The sequence below is a fragment of the Streptomyces albireticuli genome, from assembly GCF_002192455.1.
GTDB classification, from domain to species: domain Bacteria; phylum Actinomycetota; class Actinomycetes; order Streptomycetales; family Streptomycetaceae; genus Streptomyces; species Streptomyces albireticuli_B.
This window is the reverse complement of the sequence record NZ_CP021744.1, coordinates 8051234-8077263: the sequence shown is the minus strand read 5'-3', so window position 1 is coordinate 8077263 and position 26030 is coordinate 8051234. Positions and strand designations below refer to the sequence as shown.

The 26030-nt window shown below is 69.0% G+C and carries 22 protein-coding genes; 12 read left to right on the top strand and 10 right to left on the bottom strand.

Annotated elements, in window-relative coordinates; translation table 11 throughout:
• Nucleotides 1-4 precede the first annotated feature (4 nt).
• The 4 genes from SMD11_RS34320 (at nucleotide 5) to SMD11_RS34305 (ending at nucleotide 5569) form a co-directional block, all read left to right on the top strand.
• Nucleotides 5-2377, top strand: a complete 2373-nt coding sequence (locus SMD11_RS34320; protein WP_087930148.1) for a thioester reductase domain-containing protein — start codon at nucleotides 5-7, stop codon at nucleotides 2375-2377.
• A complete protein-coding gene (locus SMD11_RS34315) occupies nucleotides 2374-3483 on the top strand; it encodes an alpha/beta fold hydrolase (RefSeq protein ID WP_087930147.1) in 1110 nt (369 codons plus the stop codon). Before SMD11_RS34320 ends, SMD11_RS34315 begins: the two co-directional genes overlap by 4 nt.
• Before the next feature lie 2 nt (nucleotides 3484-3485).
• Nucleotides 3486-4772 carry an aminotransferase class V-fold PLP-dependent enzyme gene (locus SMD11_RS34310; protein ID WP_087930146.1) on the top strand — a complete coding sequence of 429 codons (1287 nt, stop codon included), beginning with the start codon at nucleotides 3486-3488 and terminating at the stop codon, nucleotides 4770-4772.
• A 341-nt stretch (nucleotides 4773-5113) separates the two neighbouring features.
• Nucleotides 5114-5569 carry a hypothetical protein gene (locus tag SMD11_RS34305; RefSeq protein ID WP_199844020.1) on the top strand — a complete coding sequence of 152 codons (456 nt, stop codon included), beginning with the start codon at nucleotides 5114-5116 and terminating at the stop codon, nucleotides 5567-5569.
• Between the two features lie 214 nt (nucleotides 5570-5783).
• Here the strand turns inward: SMD11_RS34305 and SMD11_RS34300 are convergent, their stop codons facing one another.
• Nucleotides 5784-6422: a TetR/AcrR family transcriptional regulator gene (locus SMD11_RS34300; protein ID WP_087930145.1), complete on the bottom strand. Its 639-nt coding sequence runs from the start codon at nucleotides 6420-6422 to the stop codon at nucleotides 5784-5786.
• 86 nt (nucleotides 6423-6508) lie between these two features.
• On the opposite strand from SMD11_RS34300, the gene SMD11_RS34295 reads away from it, so the two are divergent.
• A protein-coding gene (locus SMD11_RS34295; protein ID WP_087930144.1) for an IS3 family transposase occupies nucleotides 6509-7719 on the top strand; the annotation gives its coding sequence in 2 pieces (ribosomal slippage) (nucleotides 6509-6758 and nucleotides 6758-7719; 1212 coding nt in all).
• 639 nt (nucleotides 7720-8358) lie between these two features.
• Here the strand turns inward: SMD11_RS34295 and SMD11_RS36065 are convergent.
• Together SMD11_RS36065 and SMD11_RS34285 are read right to left on the bottom strand one after the other, a co-directional pair.
• Entirely contained in the window at nucleotides 8359-9255 is an 897-nt protein-coding gene (locus SMD11_RS36065) for a DUF7660 family protein (RefSeq protein WP_199844019.1), read from the bottom strand.
• A 172-nt stretch (nucleotides 9256-9427) separates the two neighbouring features.
• The gene (locus SMD11_RS34285; protein ID WP_087930142.1) at nucleotides 9428-10789 is read right to left on the bottom strand and encodes a hypothetical protein; all 1362 of its coding nucleotides are present in this window, start codon (nucleotides 10787-10789) and stop codon (nucleotides 9428-9430) included.
• 1065 nt (nucleotides 10790-11854) lie between these two features.
• On the opposite strand from SMD11_RS34285, the gene SMD11_RS35705 reads away from it, so the two are divergent.
• On the top strand, nucleotides 11855-14158 hold the full coding sequence (locus tag SMD11_RS35705; RefSeq protein WP_159395466.1) for a hypothetical protein: 2304 nt from the start codon (nucleotides 11855-11857) through the stop codon (nucleotides 14156-14158).
• Nucleotides 14159-14311: 153 nt separating this feature from the next.
• Complete coding sequence (locus tag SMD11_RS34275) at nucleotides 14312-14875, top strand: hypothetical protein (protein ID WP_087930140.1); 564 nt, start codon at nucleotides 14312-14314, stop codon at nucleotides 14873-14875.
• A gap of 55 nt (nucleotides 14876-14930) precedes the next feature.
• Here SMD11_RS34275 and SMD11_RS34270 read toward each other — a convergent pair whose 3' ends face one another.
• Both SMD11_RS34270 and SMD11_RS34265 read right to left on the bottom strand, forming a co-directional pair.
• Nucleotides 14931-15452, bottom strand: a complete 522-nt coding sequence (locus SMD11_RS34270; protein WP_234366317.1) for a hypothetical protein — start codon at nucleotides 15450-15452, stop codon at nucleotides 14931-14933.
• Nucleotides 15449-15694, bottom strand: a complete 246-nt coding sequence (locus SMD11_RS34265) for a hypothetical protein (RefSeq protein ID WP_234366316.1) — start codon at nucleotides 15692-15694, stop codon at nucleotides 15449-15451. The genes SMD11_RS34270 and SMD11_RS34265 overlap by 4 nt, the downstream gene beginning before the upstream one ends.
• Before the next feature lie 75 nt (nucleotides 15695-15769).
• Here SMD11_RS34265 and SMD11_RS34260 point away from each other — a divergent pair, with 75 nt between their 5' ends.
• The gene (locus SMD11_RS34260) at nucleotides 15770-16003 is read left to right on the top strand and encodes a hypothetical protein (protein ID WP_159395465.1); all 234 of its coding nucleotides are present in this window, start codon (nucleotides 15770-15772) and stop codon (nucleotides 16001-16003) included.
• Between the two features lie 39 nt (nucleotides 16004-16042).
• On the opposite strand, the gene SMD11_RS34255 is transcribed toward SMD11_RS34260, so the two are convergent.
• The 5 genes from SMD11_RS34255 to SMD11_RS34235 form a co-directional block, all read right to left on the bottom strand.
• A complete protein-coding gene (locus tag SMD11_RS34255; RefSeq protein ID WP_087930137.1) occupies nucleotides 16043-18457 on the bottom strand; it encodes a hypothetical protein in 2415 nt (804 codons plus the stop codon).
• Nucleotides 18454-18807, bottom strand: a complete 354-nt coding sequence (locus SMD11_RS34250; RefSeq protein WP_087930136.1) for a helix-turn-helix domain-containing protein — start codon at nucleotides 18805-18807, stop codon at nucleotides 18454-18456. Before SMD11_RS34250 ends, SMD11_RS34255 begins: the two co-directional genes overlap by 4 nt.
• Nucleotides 18808-18823: 16 nt before the next feature.
• A complete protein-coding gene (locus tag SMD11_RS34245) occupies nucleotides 18824-19927 on the bottom strand; it encodes a tyrosine-type recombinase/integrase (RefSeq protein ID WP_087930135.1) in 1104 nt (367 codons plus the stop codon).
• Nucleotides 19928-19992: 65 nt separating this feature from the next.
• Nucleotides 19993-22038, bottom strand: a complete 2046-nt coding sequence (locus tag SMD11_RS34240; RefSeq protein WP_087930134.1) for a tyrosine-type recombinase/integrase — start codon at nucleotides 22036-22038, stop codon at nucleotides 19993-19995.
• The gene (locus SMD11_RS34235) at nucleotides 22035-22337 is read right to left on the bottom strand and encodes a site-specific integrase (RefSeq protein WP_234366315.1); all 303 of its coding nucleotides are present in this window, start codon (nucleotides 22335-22337) and stop codon (nucleotides 22035-22037) included. The genes SMD11_RS34240 and SMD11_RS34235 overlap by 4 nt, the downstream gene beginning before the upstream one ends.
• Between SMD11_RS34235 and SMD11_RS34230 the strand changes: the two genes are divergently transcribed.
• From SMD11_RS34230 to SMD11_RS34215, 4 genes are all read left to right on the top strand, one after another.
• Entirely contained in the window at nucleotides 22288-22743 is a 456-nt protein-coding gene (locus SMD11_RS34230) for a UTRA domain-containing protein (protein ID WP_087930133.1), read from the top strand. The two genes, SMD11_RS34235 and SMD11_RS34230, sit on opposite strands and share 50 nt — an antisense overlap.
• A 144-nt stretch (nucleotides 22744-22887) precedes the next feature.
• The gene (locus SMD11_RS34225; protein ID WP_234366314.1) at nucleotides 22888-23673 is read left to right on the top strand and encodes a M15 family metallopeptidase; all 786 of its coding nucleotides are present in this window, start codon (nucleotides 22888-22890) and stop codon (nucleotides 23671-23673) included.
• An 87-nt stretch (nucleotides 23674-23760) separates the two neighbouring features.
• Nucleotides 23761-24234, top strand: a complete 474-nt coding sequence (locus tag SMD11_RS34220) for a MarR family winged helix-turn-helix transcriptional regulator (RefSeq protein WP_087930132.1) — start codon at nucleotides 23761-23763, stop codon at nucleotides 24232-24234.
• Between the two features lie 70 nt (nucleotides 24235-24304).
• A complete protein-coding gene (locus tag SMD11_RS34215) occupies nucleotides 24305-25894 on the top strand; it encodes an MFS transporter (protein WP_087930131.1) in 1590 nt (529 codons plus the stop codon).
• Nucleotides 25895-26030 lie beyond the last annotated feature (136 nt).

Below are 26030 nucleotides of genomic sequence, written 5' to 3'. Positions count from 1 at the left end.
GGACGTGAAGGGACTGGACGGGCCGGGGAGCTCCGGCCGCCGGCACGAAGAAGAGCTGGTCGAAAGCGGCGGTCGCGGCGCGGCCGCGGTGGCGGCCCTGCTGGCCCGCTTCGACAAGCCGGGCCCCGCGACGCCGCCCGCGGCGACAGGCGGCGCGGGCGGGGCGACAGGCGGCGCGGGCGGGGCGACAGGCGGCGCGGGCGGGGTGTGGAGCCTGGACGGGCTGGCCTCGGCCATCGCTTCGAAGGCGGCCCGGTTCCTGCACGGGGCGCCGGTCGATGCCGAGACCGACCTGTTCGAGGCGGGGGCGACCTCGGTGGACGCGGTGGAGCTCGTGGCGGCGCTCGACCGTGAATTGGACGTCCGGCTCAGCCTGGACGACGTCTTCGCGGACGCCCGGCCCCGCCGCCTCGCGCAGCGCTGGCTGCGCACGACCGGGCAGCCCGCCCTCGCCACCGCTCCCACGGCCGCGCCGGTGGATGAGGAGCCTCCGCAGGGCGACGACAACGACGACCTCGCGCTGATCACCGCCGACCTGGCGCGCGCCGACCGGCTCCCGTGGTGCGGCGACCCCGACCCGGCCCCGCCCCGCCGGATCCTGCTGACCGGTGCGACGGGCTTCCTCGGCAGCCACATGCTCTTCGACCTGCTGCGGCACAGCCGCGCGCACCTCGTGTGCCTGGTGCGAGCGGACAGCGCCCAGGCCGCGGAACAGCGCTTGGCCGAGGCGCTGACCAGTTTCGCGCTGCCCTGGTCCGCCGAGGTCAAGCGCCGGATCACCGTGCTGGTCGGCGACGTCCGGCAGCCGCGGCTGGGGCTGTCGGACGACCGGTGGGCGGCGCTGGCGCAGGAGCTCGACTCCATCGTCAACGTGGCGGCGGCGGTCGACTTCCTCCGGGGCTACCACTCGCTGCGCCGGACCAACGTCCTGGGCGCGCTGACGCTGGCGGAACTCGCGATGACCGGCCCGGCCAAGCCGCTCCACCACATCTCGTCGGTCGCCGTGTTCAACGAACTGGGCGTCACCTCCATGGGCGAGGACGACCCTGTCGCCCACGTCGACCGGCTGGCCGCCGGATACGACAAGGCGAAATGGGCCGCGGAGGCGGCGCTCCGGCGCGCCCGCGAGCGCGGTCTGACGGTGACGTTCCTGCGCCCGGGCGGCATCGTCGGGCACACCCGTACCGGCGCGTACAACGGGCATGACATCAGCTCCGGCTACATGTCGGTGATCTCCCGCTACCGGACCGCCCCGGCGATGCGCTACCTCAACGTGGCGCCCGTCGACTGGGTGAGCCGGATCGCGACCGCCGTGGTGTGCGAGCCGAGCGCCTGGGGCCAGAACTACCACCTGACCGGCCGGGCCAACACTCTGCCCGAACTGGTCCGCGACATGGCGCTGGGCGGTATGAACGTCCAGGTGCTGGGGTGGGACGACTGGCTGGCCGACTTCCTGTCCCGCATGGATCGCGACCCGGTTCCCGAGCTGGAGTTCCTGGCCCGCGTCCTGCGCAACCCCGCCGCGCAGAAGCTGTGCGAGGCGACGTTGCTGGGCCCGGCGGCGACGAGCGAGCGCACCGACGCCTTCATCGCCCGGCACAAGCTGCCCCCGGCCACCCGCTACGACGCCAAGGCCCAACTGAAGAACTACGAGCGGATGGCCCGCGACGGCCTGGTCGTCCTGCCCCGCCGCGAGGACCCGCCCCATCTGTGGTTCCCGGAGACGATGCGGGGAAAGCTGGGCCCCGTCGACGGCTCGCCCGACACCCGCTGCGCCTTCGCGCTGACGCTGTCCATCGCGAGCATGTACCAGCTCACGGAGCACCGGACCATCCACGTGAGCGGCACGGTGACCTGCCCGAGGCTGCACAAGGATCCGCTCACGGTCGAGGACGGCGAGATCTGGGTCCGCCCGGACGAGGGGATCCCGCTCAGGCACGGCACGGACCACCCCCTGCTGCGCTACCGGCTCGCGCTGCGCGACAGCGACGGCCAGGCGTGGTGGCTGGAGGGCTGGAAGACGGCCCGGGCACGGACCGACTACTGGAAGCAGGCCCGGACCCTCACGGTCGAGGCCGGCCGGGAGGGCGAACCGGCCAGTCTGTCCGGCGTGATGAAGGTGCCCGGCAAGAGCTACCGGCGCGAGCAGATCGACGGCATCCGGGTGAATCCCGCCCTGTCGCTGCAGGAGCAGCGGACCGCGAAGCTCACCTGGCTCCTGTGGTTCACCCAGCAGATGGTCCAGGGGCTGGCGGAGCCCACGCTGCGGGCCGGAGCCGATCTGCTGGATCTGCGCCGGGACGCCATCGACCGGGACAAGGACCGGTTCCAGGCGAAACTCAAGAAACTGGACAAGGACAGGGAACGACTCACATGACGCTACGGCCGCTCCACATTCAGCTCGACGGCGCCACGATCGAGCAGATCCCGTTCGAGGCGTCCGACGGCGCCGAGCTCGGCCTGTGCCGGATCGCCGCCGACGGCGCCGACGGCACCGACCGGCCCGCGGTGCTGCTGCTCCACGGCCTCACGGCGTCCTCGGACATCTTCACCCTCCCGGAGACCCGCAACCTCGTGGACGTGCTCCTCGACGCCGGCTACGAACCCTGGCTGCTGGACTGGCGGGGCAGCTGCCGGCTGCCGCACAACGAGCGCCGGGAACGCTACTCCTTCGACGACGTCGCGCTCTTCGACATCCCCGAGGCGGTCGCGTACATCCGCGGACGGATCGGCGAGCGCCGGCTTTTCGTGGTCGCCCACTGCCTCGGCGCGATATCGCTGTCGATGAGCATGACCGCCGGGTTGGTGCCCGGGCTGGCCGGCGTGGTCGCACAAGGCGTGTTCATGACGCCGAAGGTCAGCGGCAGGACCCGGCTGCGCCTGCACCTGGGCGGCGAGCTGCTGCGGACCCGCTGGGCCCATCTCCCGGTCGACTTCAAGAAGGTCGGACTGCGCTCGCGGTACACCCCGGTGTTCGCGCTCGCCTCCCTGTCCGCCGACTGCGACGACCCCACCTGCCAGATTCTCCAGAACTCGGCCTGGGGCACGGGCGCGTCGCTCTTCGCGCACGAGAACCTCGACAAGATCACCCACGATCGGCTGGCCGAGCTGTTCGGGACGCTGCCGACGTGGGTGCTGCCGCACCTGCGGCGCATGGAGCTCGCCCACTCCGTGGTGCGCTGGAACCCCGGTGGCCACCGCTACGGCCGTCTGCCGGAGAACGCCCTCGACCACGCCGACCGCATCGACTGCCCCGTCATGCTGGTCTCCGGCAGCGACAACAAGATCTGGCTCGACTCCAACGAGCTGTGTTACGACGTCCTGACGCGGCGGTTCCCACAGCTCGACATCCGCTATGTCGAAGTCCCCGGGTACGGCCACATGGACCCGATCATCGGCCGTGGTGCCGCCCTGGACGTGTTCGGCCCCGTGGTCCGGTTCCTCGACGAACACCGCCGGTCCGGCGCGGTGGACGGGAGCTGACCATGGCCCTCCACCAGGCCCTTCAGCGGGCCGTACGAGCCGAGTTCCCGTCCGTCGGGCAGGCCGCGTATCTCGACACGGCATGCATCGGCATCGCTCCCCGGACCGCCGTGCGGGCCGTGCGCGACTTCGTCGACCAGGTGCACCAGGTCCCGCCCGATTCGGGCACGGCCCACCACGGCCGCCTCAACCGGGCGCGGGACGCGGCGCGCCCCCGTGTGGCCGAGCTCATCGGCGCGCAGGCGCGGGACATCGCCCTCATGGAGAGCGCGACCCATGCGCTGAACACCGCGGCGCTCGCGCTTCCGCTCGCCTCGGGAGACGTGGTCGCCGTACCGGAGACCGAGTACATCCAGATGGGTGTCACCTGGTCACAGCTGGAAAGCAGAGGTGTGAAGATATGCAGGATCCCTCATGAGGACGGCAGTATCACCGTCGACACGATCGACCGGTACCTCGATTTCCACGTGTCGGCTCTGGCGCTGAGCTCCGTCCAGTGGACCACGGGCTTCCGCGCCGATATCGCGTCGATCTCCGAGCTGTGCCGCGAGCGCGGCATCATGCTCCTCGTGGACGGCGCCCAGCACATCGGAGCGGTGCCGTTCGACGTGTCGCGCACTCCCGTGGACGTCCTCGTGAGCAGCGGCCACAAGTGGCTCAACTCACCCTTCGGAACGGGCTTCCTATACCTGTCCCCCGGCATCCGCCCCCGTCTGAACCGCCCTCTGCACGGATTCTTCGCGGCGAACCCACCGGCGGCCACCTGGGGTGAGGCTTTCCTGCGGCCCGATACCGACCCCTTCCAGGAGTTCACCTACACCGACGACGCACGGGCTTGGGAAACCGGAGGAACGGCGAACTACCCCGGCGGCATCGGGCTCTCCGCAGCGGTGGACCTCCTTCTCGCCCACGGCATCGACGAGGTCTGGGCGCGCGTCTTCTCCCTGACCGAGCACCTCCTGGAGGGGCTCCTACGGACGGGCGTCCACATCGTTACCCCGCGGGCGGTCGAGCACCGGTCAGGCATCGTCACCTTCACCACGGGACACAACGCTTCCGACATCGCCCTCGCCGAGCGTTTGTCGGCATCGGGCGTCGCCGTGAGCGTGCGCTACGCGGGCGGCATGGGCGGCATCCGGGTTTCCTGCCACTGGTTCAACTCGCCTGCGGACGTGGACCGCCTGCTGGCGACGGTGAGCGGCGCGCCACAGACACGGCGCGGCCGACGGCCCACGGCCCGCGGCGTTCGGTCCCCGGCGCAGCGGAGTACGGCGTCCCGCCATCCGTGAGCCGCCCGCGGGCGCGCGTCGAGGGCCTGAGCCACGGGGCTGTGGAACCAGGAAGGGGGCGGACGGTGTGCCGGGAGGGCAGGCGTACGAGGCGGTGGCCGCTACGGCCGCCCTGCCCGCCTCCCTGTGCGCGTGCCGTCAAGGCGGAGCGCATGGACGGGCGGGTGGGGGCCACTGATCCACCGCCAACTTGAAGTCGCAGGTCAAAGGGCTGGTGTGACTGGCTCTCGGGGTGCTCGCGCTGGTCGTGGGCGGCAGTCTGAGGGGTAGATCGTCTGTCAGCGCGGTCGGTTCGCCGGTTCCTGCTCGCTGTGGCCAGGCGGCCTTCTACGATCCGGTGCATGTTGGATCCCGAGCTGCTGGAACGGATCACCGCACGGCGTGCGGAACTGGACGAACTCGAAGAACAGCTGGCCGAGCAGTTGGCGGAGGCGCGGGCCGAGCGGGACAAGCTTGCCTTGGCTGAACGGGTCCTTGAGCGGATGAGCGAGCAGCTCGCTGACGAGCGTGCCTCGGCCGCGCCGATGCCCGGGCAGGTGGGCGGCCGGGCGGTGATGCTGATCCCGCACCGCACGCCGGGCATGGAGGAGGCCATCCTCCCGCCGGACTATCAGCGGATCCTTGCCGCCGTGCGGCAGGCTGCTGGAACGGTCATGGCCCGGCAGGTCGGCGACGTGCTGGGCATGGACGTCAGCGCGCGGGCCAAGCTGGAACCGCTGCGCGGGAAGCTGGTCAGACTGACCGACCGCGGCTGGCTGCGGAAACTGCCCGACGGCAGGTTCACCACCCGCCTGTGACCAGGCAGGTCTTCGCCCGGAACGGTGCGGAGCGGAGCGGATGTAACCGGGATGCCTGGCTTCGTATCTTCAGTGCGGGAGTCGTTTCGTGACGACCGCGAGAGTCACCTCTGGCCGAGGCCCCGATGCCGCCCTGCCGCAGGGCTCTTTGAGCGACTCTCAGTTGACAGCTGATCTGGACAGTCCATGGCGGTCCTGGCTGAGATGGACAGAGTCAGCCTGCTCTTCCAGGGCTGGGCAGCGGCGTCTGATACGGGTGGGCGCGGAGCCCGTCGAGGATGATCGCCAGATAGCGTCGCCACATCTTTGCGGGGTGTTCGCCGGGCAGCGCCAGAACAGCGTCGATCATCGCGGCGATCGGTGCGATGTCGGCCTCGGTGACGCCATCGCGCAGCATGCCCTGGGCACGGGCCCGCGCCACTAGATGCTCGCAGTGCGATGTGATCTCCTGCCGCGCCCGGGCAGGACCGGCACCCTCGACAGTGTCCTGGCGCATCAGTTCACGCAGTCCGCGGTTGTGCGCGGCTCGTGCCAGAGCCCGCTCCAGGAAACCGGCCAGGGCGGCAAAGGCGTCGTCCTCGCCCCGGGCCTCCCGCGCCATCGCGGCGATCTCGTCGAGTTCTTCGCCGAAGACGGCCTCCGCGAGGGTCTGTTTGTCGGGGTACTTCCGGTAAACGGTGCCGACTCCAAGGCCGGCGTGGTGCGCGACGTCGTTGAGGGTGGCCTGGAGGCCGCGTGCGGCAAAAACGTCACGGCCGGCCTGGAGGATGCGTCGGCGGTTGAGTTCCGCATCCCGCCTCAGCGGGCGCCGGCCCGCCTCAGCGGGCTCCTTGCCTCCGCTCTCCCTGTCCATGCGCGGCTCCTTGTGTCGACTGAGGCTGATCCTTTGGAGTGGACACCCGGACAATGGATCTTGATGGTCCAGGGAGGGATGTCCAGGTGGGACGCAAGTCTCCGTATCCGGAGGAGTTCCGGAAGGATGCCGTCGCGCTCTACCGCGCCGCGGCCGGCAAGCGCACGTACGCGGCGGTGGCCGCGGACCTCGGCATCACCGCGGAGTCACTGCGGACGTGGGTCCGTAAGGACGAGGCCCGGGCGGAGCCCGAGGGCCGCGACGTCGGTGTGAGCGCGGTGGAGGAGCTGGCCCGGCTGCGGGCGGAGAACGCCAGGCTGCTGAAGGCGGAGAAAGAGTGGCAGCTGGAGCGCGAGATCCTGCGCCGGGCAGCCGCCTATTTCGCTCGGGAGGTGAAGTGAAGACCCGCCGCTGGGACTTCATCCCCGACAATCGCACCGACTTCGGTGTAAAGCGGGTCTGCCGCGTGCTCGGGGTGTCCCGCGCCGGCTACTACCGGCACTTGGCCACCGCTCAGGCCCGTGCCGAGCGCCGGGCCGAGGAGAAACGGACCGTGGCCGAGATCCATGAGATCCACGCCGAACATGGTGGTGCCTATGGCGCCCCGCGCGTCCATGCCGAACTACGAGCCCGCGGGCACGGGATCAACCGCAAGCGCGTCACGCGGCTGATGCGGGTCAACCACATAGTCGGCCGGCACCTGCGGAAGAAGAAACGGACGACGATCGCGGACAGGACCGCGCCGCCCGCGCCGGACCTGGTGATGCGCGACTTCACCGCGGACGCCTTGAACACCAGATGGTGCGGCGACATAACTTACATAGCCGTCGGCGCGACGTGGCTCTATCTCGCCACGGTGATCGACATCTGTTCGCGGCGGGTGGTGGGCTGGTCGATCGCTGACCACATGCGCACCTCACTGGTCACCGACGCGATCGAGATGGCCGTCGCCGCCCGCGGCGGCCAGGTGAACGGCGTCGTCTTCCACACGGACAGGGGCTCCCAATACAGCGCGGCCGCCTTCGCCGAGATCTGCCGCCGCCACGGCATCCGCCGGAGCATGGGCCGGGTCGGCTCGAGCTACGACAATACCCTCGCCGAGTCGTTCTTCCAGGGCCTCAAGCGCGAGTGGCTCCACGGACACCGCTGGACCTCGAAAGCACAGACCCGACTCGAGCTGTTCCGCTGGCTGGCCTACTACAACCAGCGCCGCCGTCACTCCGCCCTCGGCTACCTCACACCAGCCGAGTTCGAACAACAACTCACCACATCACATACGCTGTCACTCGTCGCATGAAACCCGGTGTCCACCCCCGGGGATCAAACCTCACCACCGCCTTCACCCCGCCGACGAAACCCCCACTTGCCCCCGCCGCTTGACCCGATAGCTGCATGGGGTGTCTTGTCGGCCGCGAGGCTGTCCGGCGACCCGACCGGGCCGAGCAGGTACCGCTGCCCGTCGCGGGTGGCTGGCGGCCGGTGTCAGCCGATTCAGCGGTTTGTCGTGGCCGACCAGGGCGTGGCCCCGGGTAATGGCGTAGGCGGCGAAGACGCCGATCTGGCGTTCTCGGTCCGGCCGACAGTGCCGGAGTGCTGGCGCTGGACGCCAGCCGTAGTTTCAAGTTGGTTCCGGCCTGGAGACCCCGGCTCACCCACGTTGCCCTGGTGCGCAAGCGGGCCGCACGGAGGCTTCCGTGCGGCCCGCTGTCGTACGCGGTCAGGGTCTGCTGCCGGACCGTCTCAGCGGCGTCGGCATCGGGGTGCAGGTCCACGGCCGGGGTGCGCAGCCTGGGTCGGTCATCAGCATGACGCTGGTGCTGGCCTCACCCTGCGGCCCGCTTTTGCCGCGATTCCAGCTGTGGTGCCGGGCCCGAGCAGTTGTCAATCCGGTGAACCTTCTTGGCCGGTTTGCAAGTTGGAGCACCGTTGCCGGGATTTATTCGTAGACGAGTGCAGCCCGAAAGATCGCAGCGATCATGCTCCAGTCAGGAGTTTCTGGTACAGGTTCTTTGATTACGTTCATAAAGAACCCATCCATCGACCTTGCCCAACGCCCGGCGGAGTCGACGAAGGAGTCTGTAGTGGCATTTTCCACGGACAGGTCTCCCTCGCGGACTTTTCTTGCCAGTTCGGTCAGGAAATCGGCCAGGTCCTCCCTGCTCTGGATTGCGTTCAATGTTGGATCGGGCCAGTTCATGGCTTCCACTCCACCGGGTCGAAGTAGTTGATTATGATTGAGCGTCCCTCGTGCCCTCGTACCCGACGACGAGGCAGCCCGCAGCGACCGTCCTCGGCGGCCCGGGAGACGACGAGGATCGGGCTGGCCTCGGCAAGATGGTCGAACTGTCGCAGCAGCCACGCTGTGACGGATGCCGGTTCGGCCGTGTGGCGCACCACGGTGATTTCGTGCTCGCCGAGGTACTCGGCGAAGTCGCTCCTCGCCGGGCTGGAGCCCGCGGGCGTTGCGGGTGCGGTTGCGGGCCGCCCATACCTTGGCAGCCGCTTCCCAAGTGACGGGGAAGCGGCGCTGCCCCTCACGGTCGAGGAAGTCCAGGAAGTCGCGGCGCCAGGCATCGAGATGGTCTGTTGCCGATTCGTCGGGCAGGCGCGGCCAGTCGTCAGGGACCGGAAGACCGCGCTCGTACTCGGCCCACCACACGTCGACCTCGTTATGGTCGCCTGGGAAGTAGGGGTCGGTGCTTTCGGACTCCCAGCCGGATGGGCAGCCCAGGGCCCCCTCGAGCAGGTCCAGCCAGCCGGCCACCTCACTCTCCGCAGTGCAGTCCGCGTTCATGATCCGCTGCACCAGGGCAACAGCATCCGACCGGTCCACTCTCACCGCATATCACACACCCCTCCCGCGGTGTCCGGCGCCCAGCCGGCCGCTCGGCGGCTCCGGCGCACGCGGTGGCGACGCTACCGGCCCCGCACAGCGAATCAGCCGGCTCGGCCGCCGGAGGAGGACAGGGCGTGCGGTTCGGCGAACGGCGCCCCGCATCCGGTGGTCAGGGCCTCGGCGGTGCCCAGTTCGGCGCCGGGCAGGCACACCACGCGCGCGTCGGGGAGGCTGGCCAGCAGTACCTCGCCGGCGTCGGCGTCCGCGTCCGCCGGGTGCGCGCCGGGCCGGACCCAGACCAGGCGCCCGCCGGTGATCCGGTAGACCCCGGGCCCCGCAGCCCGGCCACGCGGACGGGCGTGTGCCCCCGGTGGCGCAGCTTGAGGTAGTACGGTCCCGGCACGCTCCGTACGGCGGTGGCGATCGTCGCGGCGTTGAAGTCGTCGGCCGCGGGCAGCCAGGGGGCACGGCCGCCCAGGAGCACCGTCAGGTGCGCCACGGCGAAGGGCGGCAGCCCGCGCAGCTGCTGGTTGACGCCGGAGACCTCGGTGGTGCCCTGGTTGCGCAGGTTGATCTCGTTGAACATCACCGCGCCGTCGCCGGTGAGAAGAGCGTCCAGGCCGAACAGACTCGCCACCCGGTGCTCACGCCACAAGTGCTCACCGACCCTCACCGCGGCGTCCACCAGATCGGTCGCCGCGCGGGCCGGCCAGGGCCTGGACCAGTCGTTGCCCGCGCTCTTGCCCGCCCCGATCCCCGCCTCCGCCACCCCGACCGCCTTGTGCGACGGGCGGTCGACGTAGACGGCGGCCCCGTGGCCGGCCGGGACGGTCAGGACGGTGGTGTTCGAGGACCAGCCGGCCACGAACGCCGCCACCTGGTACGGGCCCGGCAGCCGCGCGGCCTTCTCCAGGTCGGCGTCGGTGGTGACGAAGCTCGTGCCGCGCCCGCCGGAGTCGGCCCCGCACTGCACGACCAACCGCTGCGAGCCGACCATGCGCCGGAGCTCGATCAGGGCAGGCAGTTTCCCGTCGATGCGGACGGCGGGGACACGCATGCGCTGCGGCACTCCGGCGGCCGTCAGCAGCGCGGTAAAGGCGGCCTTGTCCTCAACATGGGCCCGCAGCCGCCCGTCGATGGCCGCCACCGTGCCGCCCAGGCCCGCCCAGGCGCGGAGCCGGTCGGTGGCGTACCAGGCGGAGATCACCGGCGGCCGGGCGAGTCCGGCCAGCAGTGCACGGGCCGGGCCGTCGAGGGCGTCCGTCCAGGACCGGCGCTGGCCCGGGCCCCGCACACCGGTGCGCCCCTCGGCGGCGAGCACCGAGCACGGTGCCGCTGCCGCCCACCCCGGGTAGCACCCGACCGCCACCGCGGGCCGTGCGGCCTCGACGGGGCCCGGTCCGGCGTAGGCGGTGCGCAGGGAGCCGCAGAACCGTTCGGCACTCACCAGCGGCCGTCCCGCCAGCGCCTCGCGCAACGCGCGGTCCGCAGCCGATACGACGCCTGCCTCGACCAGCAGCCGCGCGGGCATCAGACGGCCCTCCCCCACCGTGCCTCGGCCAAGGCCGCCTTGCCGCTCCCGTCCAAGCCGTTGCCACTGATACGCATGGGCCTCCCCTTCCTCAGTGGTACTCCCGCGATGCCGGAGCCCCAGCAACAGGGGCACCGGCCGGTCGCTCACGAGCAGACACCCAGGCCCTGTGGCGCTTCGAGCCGCCCACCGGCGCGGTTACGGGCGGATGCCACAGGCCGGACCGCGTGGCGTCCTGTGGCGTGTTGTGGCGAACCGCGCACGACCCTCGGGCGGTTGGCGGCCCGGCAGTAGGCTGGCCGGTGCGCCACCGTCCATCGACCGCCGCACCCTCGGCCGAAGGGGGCCCCGGTGACGGGACCAGCACGCCGACGCAACGTCGCCCTGGCCTACTGGGTGGACGTCGCTGACGTCACCTACGAAGCCCTCGCCGAGGAAATCACCACGACAGCGCGCTCCCGCGGGTTCCACAACATCCAGCCGGACCGCTCCCGCGTCGGAAAATGGATCAAACACAGCGAGCAGCCGCGCAGGCCGCTGCCCGCCCTCATCGCCGAGACCCTGACCCGCTTATGCCGCCTGCCCCGGCCCCTGACCCCCGCCGACCTCGGACTGCACAGCCCCCCGGGAACCGGGCCCACCGGATCGTGGAAGGCGGACGCCGTCGTTGCGGCCATCATCGACACCGCACGGAGCGACGCAGTGACCGACGAGACCGGCCCCTCCACCGCCCGCATGCTGACCGGCTCCGAACTGATCAGCGCCATCCAGCCCTGGCGTGTTCTCTGGGGTGGATGGTGTGGCACGAGGCGAGTCAAGGGAACTCTGTGCAGCTCAGCGCCGGTGATGGCGACGATAGCGGGTGCAACAGGTGTGGTGCTATGCCTCGTTTGGGTGGCAGCGCAGCCCAACGCGCACTCCGTGGTCGGTCCATGCGGGGTGCGGCCTACCTGTCGGTGCGAGCGGCTAACGTGACCGGACCTGGTCGAGTGGCGTGGTCAAGAGGCTCATGTCAGCCTGGATTAGCCGGGCGTATCAGAACCCTCGATCTGGGTGGTTTGGGACATGGCCGTCGTTGAGCTCCAACTCAGTAAGTCGAAATTCGAAGCGCTGGCGTTGTTGGTTCTTTCGGCAGCTCCGATTCCTGTCCCGACGTTCACTGCCATCGGGTCGGACCGACTTATTGCATCGATGAAATGGAAGTCGGCCACAGTCGCCTCGTCGGCTCCGGGCACCAGTGGCAGCCCTGGGACAGTTTTGACCAAGTCTGCGGTCGGGGTACAGCATTTGAGTGTTGGGGAACTGCAAGCGGACTCCAGCCTGACCGGAAAGTCCGCGGAAGCAACGGCGTGGGTTCGCTGGACGCTGACCTTGACCGGTCTTCAGGCGCGACTCATTCGGTTCGAAACGGGTGGACAATCGCAGATTTGGGATCCAGGTCTTAGGATTGGCGACCGCACGCTTGCGCCACCGAACCCTCTTGCAATCAGGTCTGCCGTGATTCCCGGAGCGAGCGATATCACCCTGCGATACGCAACGGCACCTTCCGATGATTTGCTACGGCCTGCGGTGAATCGGCTCGACGATGCGGGGGGTGACTGGCTGGTTCACGTTTCTAGCGGAATTTTCGTTGACCAGATCACAACACTGATGTCTAAGGGCCTTTCCCCGCCACCAGGTGGGACGGAAATCGAAGATTCGCTCAATGTCACCTGGGCACCTGTCGGTGGAAGCGGCGGCGGTTGGGGCGTGCGCGCCAAGGTTGGCCTTATCAAAATCGATGCCTGCCCCGCGCTCATCGAAGATGTGGATGTATCGGTCGACGTTACCGCCACGCTTCAGTTGTTGCCGGACTTGGCCAACGAGACGCTAGGGATGCGACTTCGCGTCGAGGGTGATGCTTCTGACTGGGATGCATTTCGGTGTTGGGTGGGAAGCGGTGGGCTGGGCAGCATTGTGCTCGGCAGCCTCGGTGCTGGGCTAGGCGGAATTGTTGCTGCTGTTGGCTCTTTGGCGCTCATCGGCGAACTCGTTCAAGACGGAATAGCCGAGGCTATCGCGGAATTGGATGTAGGCCCGCTGCAGCTCGTTGAGAGCGACCGCAATTCCAGGACTTTTGCTGGCTCGCGAGCTCTCCCGGGGTGGGGAATGGGGTCAATTGGCAGCGCGGCAACCGGCCCAGATGGTCTTTCCGTCGGCGGTACCCTGCCGCCTGGTCTTCCAGTTACTCACCAGGCCTCCTTTAAGCCGAACAGTGACCCCGTTGGAGCTCATTGGGCGACGCAAGTAACCTGTTCACCTGGAGGTCTTGGTGGAAATGTCCGCCAAACATTCTTCTGGGATCCAATTGTTATCTCGGATCGGGCCGTGATATTGGCGGGTCTAGTGGATAGAACCTATGCCCAGGTGCCAGTTACGGTATTCTCGACAAGCGTCATAATCCCCAAGCTTGGTTGGCAAATTGATCATGGTGACCCTGCATTGGAACAGATTGTCACGATCACGGGCAGCCAGTTTCTTGCAGCCGGCGGCGAGGGTCTTCTCATCCTTCACACCAGCGCCGGGATCCGCCGTTATGAAATGGATGTCCCGGCAGCGCCGCCCGGACCAAGCCCTGTAGAAGTGGCGGGGCTCGTTTCCCATTGCTTGAGGTGGACGGAACTCCACTGGGATCCAATCAAAAAGATCAAGTGGCTCGATGATCCTCCACCGTACGATTTTGGGCGGCCCCCACTGAGGCAGTGGCAGTTGACATTTGCCAAACTGCCCGCCACGGAGAGTCTTGCCTTGCGTGCCCGCAACGGTGAGGAGGCAACGCCTCTTCTCGAACTTCAAACCGGGCTTGGGGGGCCCGCCTCGTTGGAGGTCATCACCGACGCCTCGACCGAGCTCGAATTGCAAACCTCCATACGTGACGTCATGCAGGCCCGAGTGCGACAGCGGTGGCTCCTTCCGCACGACTCAGTCACCTTCGAAGGGGACGTCAGATCGATGGTTCGGTCGGGAGACACGATTGCCGTCGTAACCGAAAATGATGAGGTTCATCTAGTACGCCTCGGTGAGGGTCTTAGCGTGATGTGCTCAAAGAGCGGCGTGACCAGAGCACTCCGCGACCGAGCAGGCCTACTGGTGTGGGGTGACAGTGGCGTATTTCGGATTTCCGACGGCCGACTCCAGCCGACGACAGAAAGGCGGATAGCCGACACACAGTCAAACGGGGATGGGGCGTGCTTGCTCTACTCCAAGGGTGGCCAGCATTCCCAGCCCTCCATGCTCCGGAGCATACCGCTCCGAGAGAATCGTGTGCTTGCGGCCTTCGACAGTTCAATCATCATCGCCACCCCATTCGGAACTAAGCGGAGGAAGTGACGGGCGACGGTCATGGCGGCGACCGTTGGCAGGCCAGATCCAGGGTGTGGGCACCCAAGCCAACGCAGGATGCCATGAAGAACCGCTATGCCTGCAACAAGTGCTGTGTCAGGTTCTTGGTTGCATGGATTCGTGTAGGGCTAGCTTGGAGGCATGATCATGGGTTGGTGCAAACTTCACGGCGAATGGCAGCCCGGCTGGAGTTCCGAAGCATGCGCTGCTGCCGGTGGTCAGTACAGCGAGACTGGCCCCGGTACCTGCTTCGTCGCGACCATCCTGACCCGGTCGTACGGCCAGGCGATCCTCGAGTTGGGCCAGACATACGGCACCGCTATTGCCTTCCGGGACCAGGTACTTGGGTCGTCGCCGCCGGGAACACAGTTGGTGGAGAACTACTACAGATACAACCCAACGATCCTCCCGCTCGTCATGGGTGATTACGAACTAATGGCCGAGGCTATGACGACCTGGACGAGCATCGTAAGCTTTGTCAGGGCCACGGTCGCTGCGGCCCGGGGCGGAGAGGCCGCCGAAGAGTTCCCCGAGCAGCGGCTCACTCAGGAGCTGCACGACAATGTGACTCACCTGCTGGACCGCCTCCAATCCAAGTCGGAGGATGCGGACTTTCACACATGGATCGACGAGGTGAAAGAGGAACTGGCGCGCTACGTCAACTTGTCGCCACAGCAGGCATTGGAGACGATCCACCGCAAGTAGCGGCCAGCCCGGCTGGTGCAGATCGGCATCGCCCTTGATGAGCCGCAGCTACATGTCATCCGTGATGGTTCAGCGCTCGGGTCAGGTCTCGGTTCACGGTCCGGGCTGCGTCGAGTTCGGCCTGCCGTTCCTCCAACGCGCGGGCCAGCTCGACGTTGCGTTGTTCAAGCTGAGTGACGCGGCTGTTGAGCGCGGCGACGTCGGCAGGCGCGCCGAGTCCGGAAGTCCGCCAAATCTCGTCGCCGAGGGCTTTGGACAGCCGTTCTTCGAGCTGCTGGACGCGGGCGGCCAAGCGGGCGCTGCGGGCGGCCGCGTTGGCCAGGTCGGCTTGCAGCGAGGCCCGGGAGACGACCAGCCCACTCCCGTCCGGTGCGGCGGGTGCGTGCGCGGCCGCGTGGAGGGTCTCGAGGAGGTCGCGGTGGCGGTAGAGGAAGGTGCGGTCGACGCGGGCGGCGCGGGCGATGGCCGCGGCGGTCAGCGGGGTGCCGTCACATCGGGCGGTGCTGATGGCGGCCTTTACGCGGGTGCGGCGGCGTTCGGTGTCGGCCTGGCGGCCGTCGTTCATGGCGGTGGTCACGGCCGGTGGATCCTTGAGGGTCGGACGTCGGGCAGGGGCTGGCCGACGCGGGGCATGCCGAGGTGCACGGTGCGGGAGCGGCGCACGAGGGTGACAGCCTGCTCGATCTGCGCGCGTTCCTCGGCGGTCAGCTGATCCAGATCGGTGGTTACGCGGTCGATGAGTCGGCGGACCCGGCTGATCTCCTCGTCGCTGGGCATGGCCTGCGTGCGGGCCCACTCGTCGGCCTTGAAGGCGGACATCAGCCGTTCCCGGCTGCGGAGCAGGTCGGAGAGGTGGGCCTTCAGGTCGGGGAGGTAGGAGACATCGGTGGAGAAGTGTTCGCAGCCCAGGCAGCGGAACCGCAGCGGGCAGGCGTGGCCGCCGGCGGCGACGTTGGACGGTTCGCGGCAGACCCCGTACGGGGTGGCGACCTCGCCGATCGCGCGGCGGACGTGCTCGGAGTCCAGCAGGCTCTGCGCGGCGCGCCAGACCCGGTTGCCGTGCCGGTCGAACTGGAGGGCGGTGACCCGGTCGACGGCTTCGCGGCGCCGCTCGGCGCCGATGCGTAATGGTGTGCTCGGGTATTGGAACTGTCGGAATGCCCCCTGTCAGGAACTGTTCCGGCGGCTGATCGCGGCCGCGTAGGCGCCCCAGTCTCCGGCGGCGGCTCGTTGCCATTTGACGGCGACGGTGATGTCGATGCCGAGGGTGCGGGCGAGGACAGCGGCGGGCAGCTCGGTGGCGAGCTGGAACAGTGCGGTCGAGCGGGCTTGCGCGAGCCGGATGCCGAGTTTGCGGAGTCGTTCGCCCATGGCCCAGGCGCTGATCGGGCGGCCGGGTTGGCCTCCGGGGAAGAGCCAGGGCGAGTCTGTCCTGGCGAGGACGGCATGGCTGCGGCGAACCTCGACCTGTTGGAGGGCGAGTTCAGCGACGGGTGCGGGAAGCTCGACCGGGACGGCGCCGAGGCGGATGCGGACGGCTCCGTTGGTCTCCTCGATGTGGTCGACGGTGAGCCGGGAGATCGCGGCGGGCCACTGGGCATAGAGGAGCAACAGCAGGCCGGCGAGGCGGTCTTCGGGCTTGAGGGTGTCGTCGTGCAGCAGACGTCGGGCGGTGTCCCAGCGGGCCTCGTCGTCCATCGGCTGGGAGGGGCCGTTCCATCGCTCGGCCGGGAAGGTGAGATCGCGGGCGATCTTCTGGGCCAGGGCCCAGCGCACGAAGTGGCCTGCCTCCTGGCGAAGACGGGCGTCGTCGCTGGTCGTCCAACGTTCGAGGTCGGCCTGCCGGCAGGTGGCAAGGGTCAAATTCTGGCCTTCGAGCCAGTTCAGGAGGTAGACGCCCGCCCGCAGGTGTTGCCGCGCGACCTGGAGCTGGTAGTACGTGGTCTCCTTGCCGCGGCTGCGACGGCGAAGCCGGCGCAGGAGGTGCCAAGTCGCGTACCGGTGCAGGATTTTGCGTCCCTCGGCCGTCGCATGGGAGGTGATGAGGTCTTTGACGTGCCGTTCGAGACGGACCATCTGCTCGTCCCGCGTGGGCAGGGCGCCGCTGGCGACGAGGACGCTGCGGATGTGCTCGACGACCTTGCCTTCGGGGAGTTCGTCCAGGGCTTCGTGGGTGAGAGGGCGGTTGCCGGAGCCGAGGTCGGACAGAACGGTGGAGACGATGCCGCCGGAGAGCCAGCGCAGCCCGGTGGAGGCTCGTTCGGTTCTGGCCAGGGCGTCGTGGAGGGCTTGAAGCTTCGGGGGTATGGAGCCCGAGCCGTTGGTGAGGAGTTCGTGGAGCCGCTGCTTGAGCGTGCAGCGAGGGCACGGACCGGAGGATCGCAGTCGTTCTGCTTCCCCGCAGGTGGGACAGGGGCGCCAGAGCTCGGCGTCCGGCGCGGTGCAGGGGCCGCAGACGGGTTCTTCCAGGGTGCCGGAGTGGATGCCGCGGATGTGCCCGCAGCTGCTGCAGTGGGCTTGTCGCTGGTCACAGGCCCCGCACCGGGGTTGGCCTGTCAGGCGGGAGTGGGTGCCGGGTGCGGTGCGACCGCAGATGGAGCAGACCAGGATGGGCAGCGGCTTGCAGTTGGGGCAAAGGGGGCCGTCGGTCGTGCGGTTCTGTACTCGTCGTCGTTCGCCGCAGCCGATGCAGACCTCGGCGTTCGCAGGATCGGTGATCAGGCAATTCGGACACAGCGGTCGTCCCTGAGTATCGCGGGTGGCGGGCTCGCGGTGGGCGCCGCAGCGTACGCATTCTTCGACGCGCGACTTGGCGATGCAGTTGCGGCAGACCCGCTGCCCATCCAGCGGCTTGTGGAGGCGTACGACTCGGTGACAGAGGGGGCAGGCAGGCCGGACGATCCCCGTGACGTCGGAGTCATGAAGCACATTGATCAGCCGGACGATCGCGGGAGTGGGGGCAAGGTGCCCGTTGCCGGTCAGCAGGGAGGGGTCGGCTTCCAGAGCCCAGGCCAGTTTCTGCTGGTCGGCGGCTCGGGGCATCGTCCGGCGGATCGCGTCGGCGATGAGGCCGACGTCCACGTGCGGATCCAGGTCGCAGATCACACTGTGAACAACGGCGAGGGGATCGCGACCGTCGGTGTCCGGGCACTTCGCGCATCGCGGCTGGCCGGACCGGTCCCGGGTGGAGATGCGACGGTTCTTCCCGCAAACGGAGCAATCGACATAGACGGGTCCGCAGACTCCGCAGTACCAGTCCTGGCCGCGGCGTTGGAGCGTGCGCAGGTGTTTGCCGCACTCGGTGCAGACCGGCGGAGAGATCGCCTGGGCCCCGGCCTGGCGCAAGGCGATGAGCAGGTCACCGAGGGCCCGCGGCGCTGGGGATCGGCCGTCGCCCAGCAGTGCTGGACGACGGTTCAGGGCGGCGGCGAGCGTGCGTGACTTGGCCCGTCCGCCTGCGACGGTGGTGACCACGGCGCGGATCGTCTCGGGATCGAGTTCCTTCTCGACGTCGGCGACGAGGTCCGTGATCAGGCCGATCGGGTCCGCGACGACGCGGTCAAGCTGGTCAGCAGTGGTCACGACCGGTCAACACCCCTGATCCTGGCCCGCTTTGGCCGCAGCCCGCCAAGTCCCTCCGAACCGGATGACGGGCCGCCACCGACGGCAGCCTTCTTCGGCTTCTTCACGGCCCCGGCCACCGCGATGGGCTCGATGAGGTCGTCCATGGTGCAGTCGAGGATGTCGAGCAGGGCCATGAGGATCTTCAGGCTCAGTCGCTCCGGTCGCTCGACGACGAGCCGGTAGACCTGGCTCGACGATAGGCTGATGCCGCGTTCGGCGAGCGGAGGGATCAGGTCGGTGGTGGAGAACATCCCGCGGTCGGCCATGACTTTGCGCAGGTGCCAGTGGTAGTCGAGCTTGGCGGCCATCGCCGGATCCCTCCTGTCAGGCCCCGGCGAATGCCGGCGCCAGTGCCTTGTGCAGGGAAGTGTTCATGAAGTCGTCGCTGACGTGCGTGTAGACGGCCAGGGAGCTGTCGCACTCGTGGCCGACCTGCTGCTGGATGAACCGCCGGTCCACCCCGTCCTCGGTCAGATGCGTGACGTACGAGTGGCGAAGTCCGTGCGGGGTCAACTCTTTGTGCAGCCCCAGGGCATCCCGGTATGCCTCGAAACGGTCGTTGATCGACCCGGGCTGAAGGCGGCCTCCGCGCTCGGTGACCCACAGGGCCGGGTGGTCGGGAAACCCGAAGCGGGGCCGGACGTTCTCGACGTAGTCGGCGACAGCTTCGACGGCCCAGTCCATCACCGAGAGCACGTTCCGCCGCCGCGGCTGCTGGCCCTTCTTGGCTTTGCCGTAGCGGACGTTGAGCGTGCCGTACCGGCCGAACTGCCGGGCCTGCGGGTTGCGTCCGAAGTCGACCACATCGAGCTTGGAGGTCTCGGTCCGCCGAAGTCCCCACCCGTAGATGACCTTGAAGAGCGTGGCGTCCCGGTAGGCGGCGAGGGCCCCTTTGCGCTTCGACTTCACAGCGCGGACGACCTGGTCGTCGGCGTAGTCGAGGAAACGCTGCAGCTCTTCCCTGGAGAACGGCCTCGCCTCCGGGTCGCCTTCGTAATCCTGCAGGTGAGGGAGGGTATTCCACTCATGACAGATCGCCACCGGAAAGGTGCCGAACGCTTCGTCACAGGCTGGACCCCAGCCGTATCGGGCGTCGATGAGGAGGTCGGTGAACAGCCGAACCGTGCCCTGGTAGCTGCGGATCGTGGACGGCGCCAGATGCTTCTCGCTCGTCAGGGTGGCCGACCACTCGTCCAGGTGGGCCGGCGTCCACTGCCACGGGTACTCGTTCGCGAACTCGAGGAAGCGGCGGATCAGTCGCTCCCTCGGGTCGATCGTCTCGTCCTTCAGTCCTCGCGACTTCTGCTGGGCCCGCCAGCCCCGCAGCATCGCGTCGAACATCGCGTCCTCGGGCCGTAACTGGACCACCCCGGAGACGAGCTCCATACGAGCCGACCCCGCCAGGGCCACCTTCTGTTGATGCGCCACTCCAGACCATCCCTTCTGGAGAGCAGATCATGCATCAGAAGGGATGGCCTCGGCAACACCCCTGCTCAGACTGCCAGTTCGTAGAGGCTGCAGAGTCCTTCTGTGTGCCGCTGTGACCACGCGACCTGCGGTTTCTCGCCCGTCTGATGCAATTCCCGAGGGTTGTAGTAGCCCTGGGTGGTGGTGATGAGCCGGTGGTCCATCAGCTCCTTGAGGACGTCCGGGGGTACCCCGGCGTCGGCGTGCCGTTGGGCGTAGCAGTGCCGGTAGGCGTAGGTGAAGACGCGGGTCTTGTCGAACGGCACCAGGTGCGTCACCTGGGTGCCGGCCTCCGTGGTGATGACGGGAACGGTGAGGTTGGGAAGTGAGTCCACCCACTTCCGGTGGGCGGTGGCGATGTCGCTGACCGGCTTGGTGCCCTCGGGGTTGGTCTTCGGCCGCGGCAACAGCTTCAGGCGGGCCGTTGCGACGTCGGGGAAGCGGGCACGGACGCGTTGCTGCTGGCGTCGGATCACGTCCGCGGTCTCGCCGCCGATGGGTAGGCGGCGGCCGAGCCGGTACGCCTTGTGGTTGTCGTAGATCAGGACAGGGGACCCGTCGGGATCCGCTTCCAGGCAGTCCAGGGCAAGGGTGTAGATCTCGTCGGGGCGGCGGCCGGTGTCGATGAGGAGTTCGGTCGCCACGCGGACCTCGGTGTTGCTCATCGCCTCCAACAGGTCGAGGTTCGCGCACAGGACACGCATCACCTCCTCGGGCAGGTCACGGCCGGCCTCGGTGTCCTCCGGCTCGTCAGGCATGTCCTCCGGCCAGAGCGCGAAGTCGACCGGCATGCCCTCCAGCAGACCGCCCGGCCCGGCCAGACCCAGCGTGCGAAACCGCAGCAGGACCCGGCGGACGAACCGGGTAAACGCCAGACGCCGGGACGCGCTCAGCTTCCCGCTCGCGGTCAGGTGTCCCATGCGGTTGGTGAACGCGACGATGTCGCCCCGCCCCCACCCGGCCGGGTCTTCCCGTCTATCGGGGCGTTGCAGCCGCAGGCTCTCTGACAGCATCGCGACCGCGGCGACGACCGCGCGGGCGTGGTGGACGGCGTTCTTGTTCCGCCGACGCGGCAGGTCGTCGTAGACCCAGACCTTCATCGCCTCCCGCAGCGCCGGCTGCGTGATGGCGGTGAACGGCACCGTGCTCGTGTGCCCGAACACGGCCATGTCCCACACGTCCTTGACCCGCTCCGTCTCCGGCGTGCTGTTCAACCGGCCGAGCGCCACCTGTCCAGCACGGATCATCGTGGCCTGCTCACGGCCGAACCCCACCGCCTCCGGGTCGGTCACCCGCTCCAAGCTGCTGGCCTGTAGAACGCGCAGCCGGTCGTAGAGCGGCCGCAGACACTCAGGCCGCAGCTTGTAGCCCTTCTCGACCCGGGACCACAACGCGTAGAGGGCCTCGGAGACCAGCAGATCCGGCAGACCCCGCAGGCTCACCTCCCGCGTGGAGCACACCGCCCTCTCCGTCCGCCGCCACCATGCCCCGTCGAACCCGGGTTCTTCACGGACCACGCGCAGGCGCTGCGTGTGAGTCTTGCAGTACGGATGCTTGCTGCCGACCCGGTCGAGGAAGCAGGCGGCGATCAGGCACGGGCCGAACCCGGCGAGACCCACGACCCGCGGGTGAGCCAAGAACTCCTCCAGCCCGATCCCGCCCAGTACCTGCCTCTGCTGGAGGCGATGCGTCGCGCACAACATCGCGGCGGCGGTGTCCCGGGGCCGCTCGCACCGGACAACAGCACACGGCTGCTGCCCCGCACCCGTGGAGGCGGTCTTCCGAATGCGGCGGAACTCCTCCAACGGCAGGTCGGTCTTGCTCCACCGCTCCACGCAGCCCCGGCACATCGGATGCATGAAGACCGTGATGGCCAGCGGACAGTTCGGCACCGGGCAGTCCGGCAGACCGATCACCGGATGCACCCGGGGAAAGGTGATCACCCGCCGCTCCCAGCACCAGCCCAGCATCTCCAGGAACTTCGGGTCGAGGGCGCCAGCGATCGCCTCAAAGCGAGCATCGCCCGCCGGTGCCTTGATCGTCGGCCACACGGCCACCGTCTCGGCCGTCACCGGCTCTTCTCCGGCCTGGCGATGGCACGCGGAGTTGGGACCCGTTCGACAGCCGCCCGCACCCGTACCGGATCAGGGAACCGGTACGGCGCCGACGAGTCGGGGCTCCGCTGCCCGAGCAGGGCCTGCACCTCGTCAGGCGTACCACCCGCGTCCGCGACGTTCGAGCCGAACGCCCGCCGAGCCATGTGCGGACCCACTCGCCGGCCCAGCCCAGCCCGCTCCCCGAGCCTCTCGAACAGCTCCTCGATGGCCTCCGGCGATATAGGCGCCCCCAACGGAGCCCGGAACAGGTTCACCAGCAGAAAGTCACTGCCACCGTCGCCCAGCAGTCGGTGCCGCCGCCGCCAGCGGGTCTCCTACAACGAAGACAACTCCCCCGTCTCAGCCTCCACCTCCTGGTTCAAGGCCGACCTCGGCGAACAGGTCCCCCAGCTCCTCCAGACCGAATGGATCATCGGCGGCACCCCGAAGGCCATCGAGGAGCAAACCGGCTGGGCCTGGCAGGACGGCCAGGACCTCGTCGGCGCCCGGATCGCGACCGACGAGGAGGCAGAGCTGCTGCACATCACCGAACGCCCGGCGGCACTGCTGGTCGGCTACAACTCCCTCTTCGACGCCGATGGGGCCGTCATCGAGTACGGCGAGTACCTCACCCACGGCGACCGCTACACCCGCTACACCTACCAGCGCCCCCGGGACTGACCGACCACCCGCGGCAGGACCCACACCACCTCGCCGGCGGAGGTGATAGGCATCGCCTCCGCCGGCGTCGTGCTTCCCGTCACCTTCCGCGGAGGGGCCGCGCGAAATTTCGCGCCCCCACCGCTCATCCCGCTGGAGGCGCCCGTGATTCTGCTCAGCGACCCGCGCGTGCTCGCCCTCCCCGTACGGGACTGCGGCGAACCCCTCACCGAGATCACCGCCACGCCCGGCGTCCTCCTGGACCCCCGTGAGCGGGATGCGGCCGGAGCGTACGGGCGCGCCCGCACCGGCGTCCTGAACCGCCTGCAGCAAGCTGCCCGCGCCCTCCCCTGCGGCATCCGGTTCCTCGTCATCGAGGGCCACCGCACAGCCCACGAGCAGCAGCGCCGTTTCGACCGCTACGAGGACCGCCTACGCAGCGAAGGCGTCACCGACCGCGCCGAGCTGCGCCGCCGGACGAGCACCTTCGCCTCCCCCATCGAAGTCGCCCCGCACTGCGCGGGCGCAGCCCTCGACATCACCCTCGCCGACACCGACGGCCGCGAGCTCGCCATGGGCGGCGCAGTGAACGCCCACCGCAGCGGCGACACCGCCTCCTGCCCCCTCGACGCCCCCGGCCTGCCCGAGGACGCCCGTCACCACCGCGCGCTGCTCGTCCGCGCCATGACCAGCGCCGGGTTCGTGTCCTATCCGAGCGAGTGGTGGCACTGGTCCCACGGCGACCGCTACGGCATCCCACCGGTGCCCGAGCGCCTCCGCCGACCGGTCAACCAGAGCCTCGAACCGCTCACACGGCGCACTGCCGATCACCCCGGACGCAGCGCCTTCCCCCGGCGGGCCGGAGGGCCGGCATTGCACCGGCCGCAGGAACCCCGGCCCGCACACCGGTCAGGCATCCGTTCCCCGGCCTCACGGCCCGGGGTGCCGTAACGCGGCGGTCTCAGGCCGTGCCGCAGTTACCGGGCGGGTCCCAGGCCGGCGGTTTGATTTAGGTATGTCTTCATATATATTTACGGAATGCCTTCTTCCAGCGCGTCCGAGCAGGACCTTCGTCGTATCGCCTCCGGGCTCGCGGCCGTCCTGCCCGCGCTGCACCGGGGGCTCGACCGGCGCCTGGCCCGGGACTTCCCCCATTCGAGGCTTCCGGAGGGCCAGCTGGCGCTGCTGCGGCTGCTGGCGGAACGGGACGGGCTCACGGTGGGCCAGGCCGCCGAGGCGCTGCTGATGAAGCCGAACAATGTGAGCGTCTCGGCTTCCCGGCTGGCCGACCAGGGGCTGCTGGAGCGACTGGAGGATCCCGCGGACAAGCGGGTGGCGCGTCTGCACCTGACCACCGAGGCCCGGAGCAGAATCGCCGTCGTCGGGGACCTCATGGACGGGTATCTCATCGAGGGGCTGCGTGTTCTGTCCGAGGGGGAGGCCAGCGCGCTGGGATCCGCGCTGAGCGCTCTGGAGGCACTGGCGCGGCAGGTGCACCCCGCCGCCGGCTGACGGCGTCCGGGGTGCGCTCTGCGTATCCGTAACCGGACCCCCGCCTCTTTGAGAAAGCACGTCTCCTCCCATGCTCTCCACTGCCGTGGATCACTCTTCCCTGCCCGTGAGCTCTCCGCCGGACGCCCCGGCCGGACGCCGGCACAATCCCTGGCTGACGCTGATCGCCGTGGCGTTCGGCCTGTTCATGGTCGGTCTCGACGGCTCCGTCGTCGCGATCGCCAACCCCGAGATCGGCCGGGACCTGCATGCGTCCACCGCCGACCTGCAGTGGGTCACCAACTCCTACCTGCTGGCTCTCGCCGCCGCACTCATCCTCGGCGGCAAGCTGGGCGACCGCTTCGGCCGGCGCACCTTCTACCTCGTCGGCGTCACGGGCTTCACCGCGGCCTCCGTGGCCATCGGACTGGCGGGTTCCATCGAGGGGGTCATCGTCTTCCGGGCCCTCCAGGGCTTCTTCGGAGCGCTGCTGATGCCCAACACGCTGGGCCTGCTGCGTGCGGCGTTCCCGCCGAAGAAGTTCGGCATGGCGGTGGGCATCTGGGCGATGGTCTCGTCCGTGTCCACCGCGCTCGGCCCCATCGTCGGCGGTCTGCTCGTCGAGCACGTCAGCTGGGGATCGGTCTTCTACATCAACGCCCCCATCGGCATCGCGGCGCTCGCCTTCGGTCTCTTCGTGCTGCCGCAGAGCAAGAACACCGCCGCCCGCGAGCGCTTCGACGTTCCCGGCGTCGTCCTGTTGGCCCTCGGCCTGCTCACCGTGGTCTTCGGCGTGGTCAAGGGCGAAGCGTGGGGCTGGGGTTCGGGCAGCACGCTGAGCGCCATCAGCGCAGGCGTCGTGATCCTCGCCGTCTTCGCCTGGTACGAGACGCGGGCCGCGCACCCGCTCCTGCCCATGCGGCTGTTCCGCAACCCGGCACTGGCCATCGGGACGGTCGTCACCGCCCTCAACTTCTTCGTCCTGCTCGGCGTGATCTTCTTCGTCATGCTCTACCTGCAGAACGTCCGCGGCCTCACGCCCGTCGAGGCCGGCGTGCGGACGCTGCCGCTGAGCCTGGTCTCCGTGATCGCCTCGCCGCTGGGGGCGAAGCTCACCGAGAGGTTCGGGGCCCGGCTGACCATGCCCCTCGGCATGCTCCTGCAGGCCGCGGCCGCCTTCGCCATGCTCGGCTGGGGCCTGCACTCCTCCTACTCCGCCCTCTGGCCGCCGTTCGTCGCCATCGGCCTCGGCGTCGGCATGGTCATGTCCGCATCCTCCGAAGCCATCCTGGGCAACGCGCCCGTCAAGGACGCCGGAGTGGCGGGCGGCCTCCAGGCCACCGCGCTGGAGATCGGCGGAGCCCTGGGCACCTCCGTGCTCGTCTCCCTGATCAGCAGCCGCGTCGGCGCCACCCTGACCGGCGAACTCACCTCCGCCGGTGTGCCCGCGCCCATGGCCGAGCAGCTGTACCAGGCCAAGGACGCGGTCGCGATGGGAATCTCCCCGGTCGGCGACAGCATGCCCGGCCGGCTCAGGGCAGCGGTGACCGAAGGCAGCGGGCAGGCGTTCATCAACGGTGTGCACACCGCCACGCTTGTCACCGGTGTGCTGTGCCTCGTCGGCGCCGTCCTCGCCGCGGCCGGCCTGCGACGCGCGACGGGAGCCCCGGACCGCCACTGACCAGGTGCCGCCTGTCGGGGTGGGACGAGCCGCCCGGTCCGGCGGAACGCCCGGCGGAACACCGGCGCGGGCCCGCCGGGCTCATAGGGCCGGGACCGCGCCTCGCGGCGGCCACGGAAGCGCCCGCCCGTCCTTG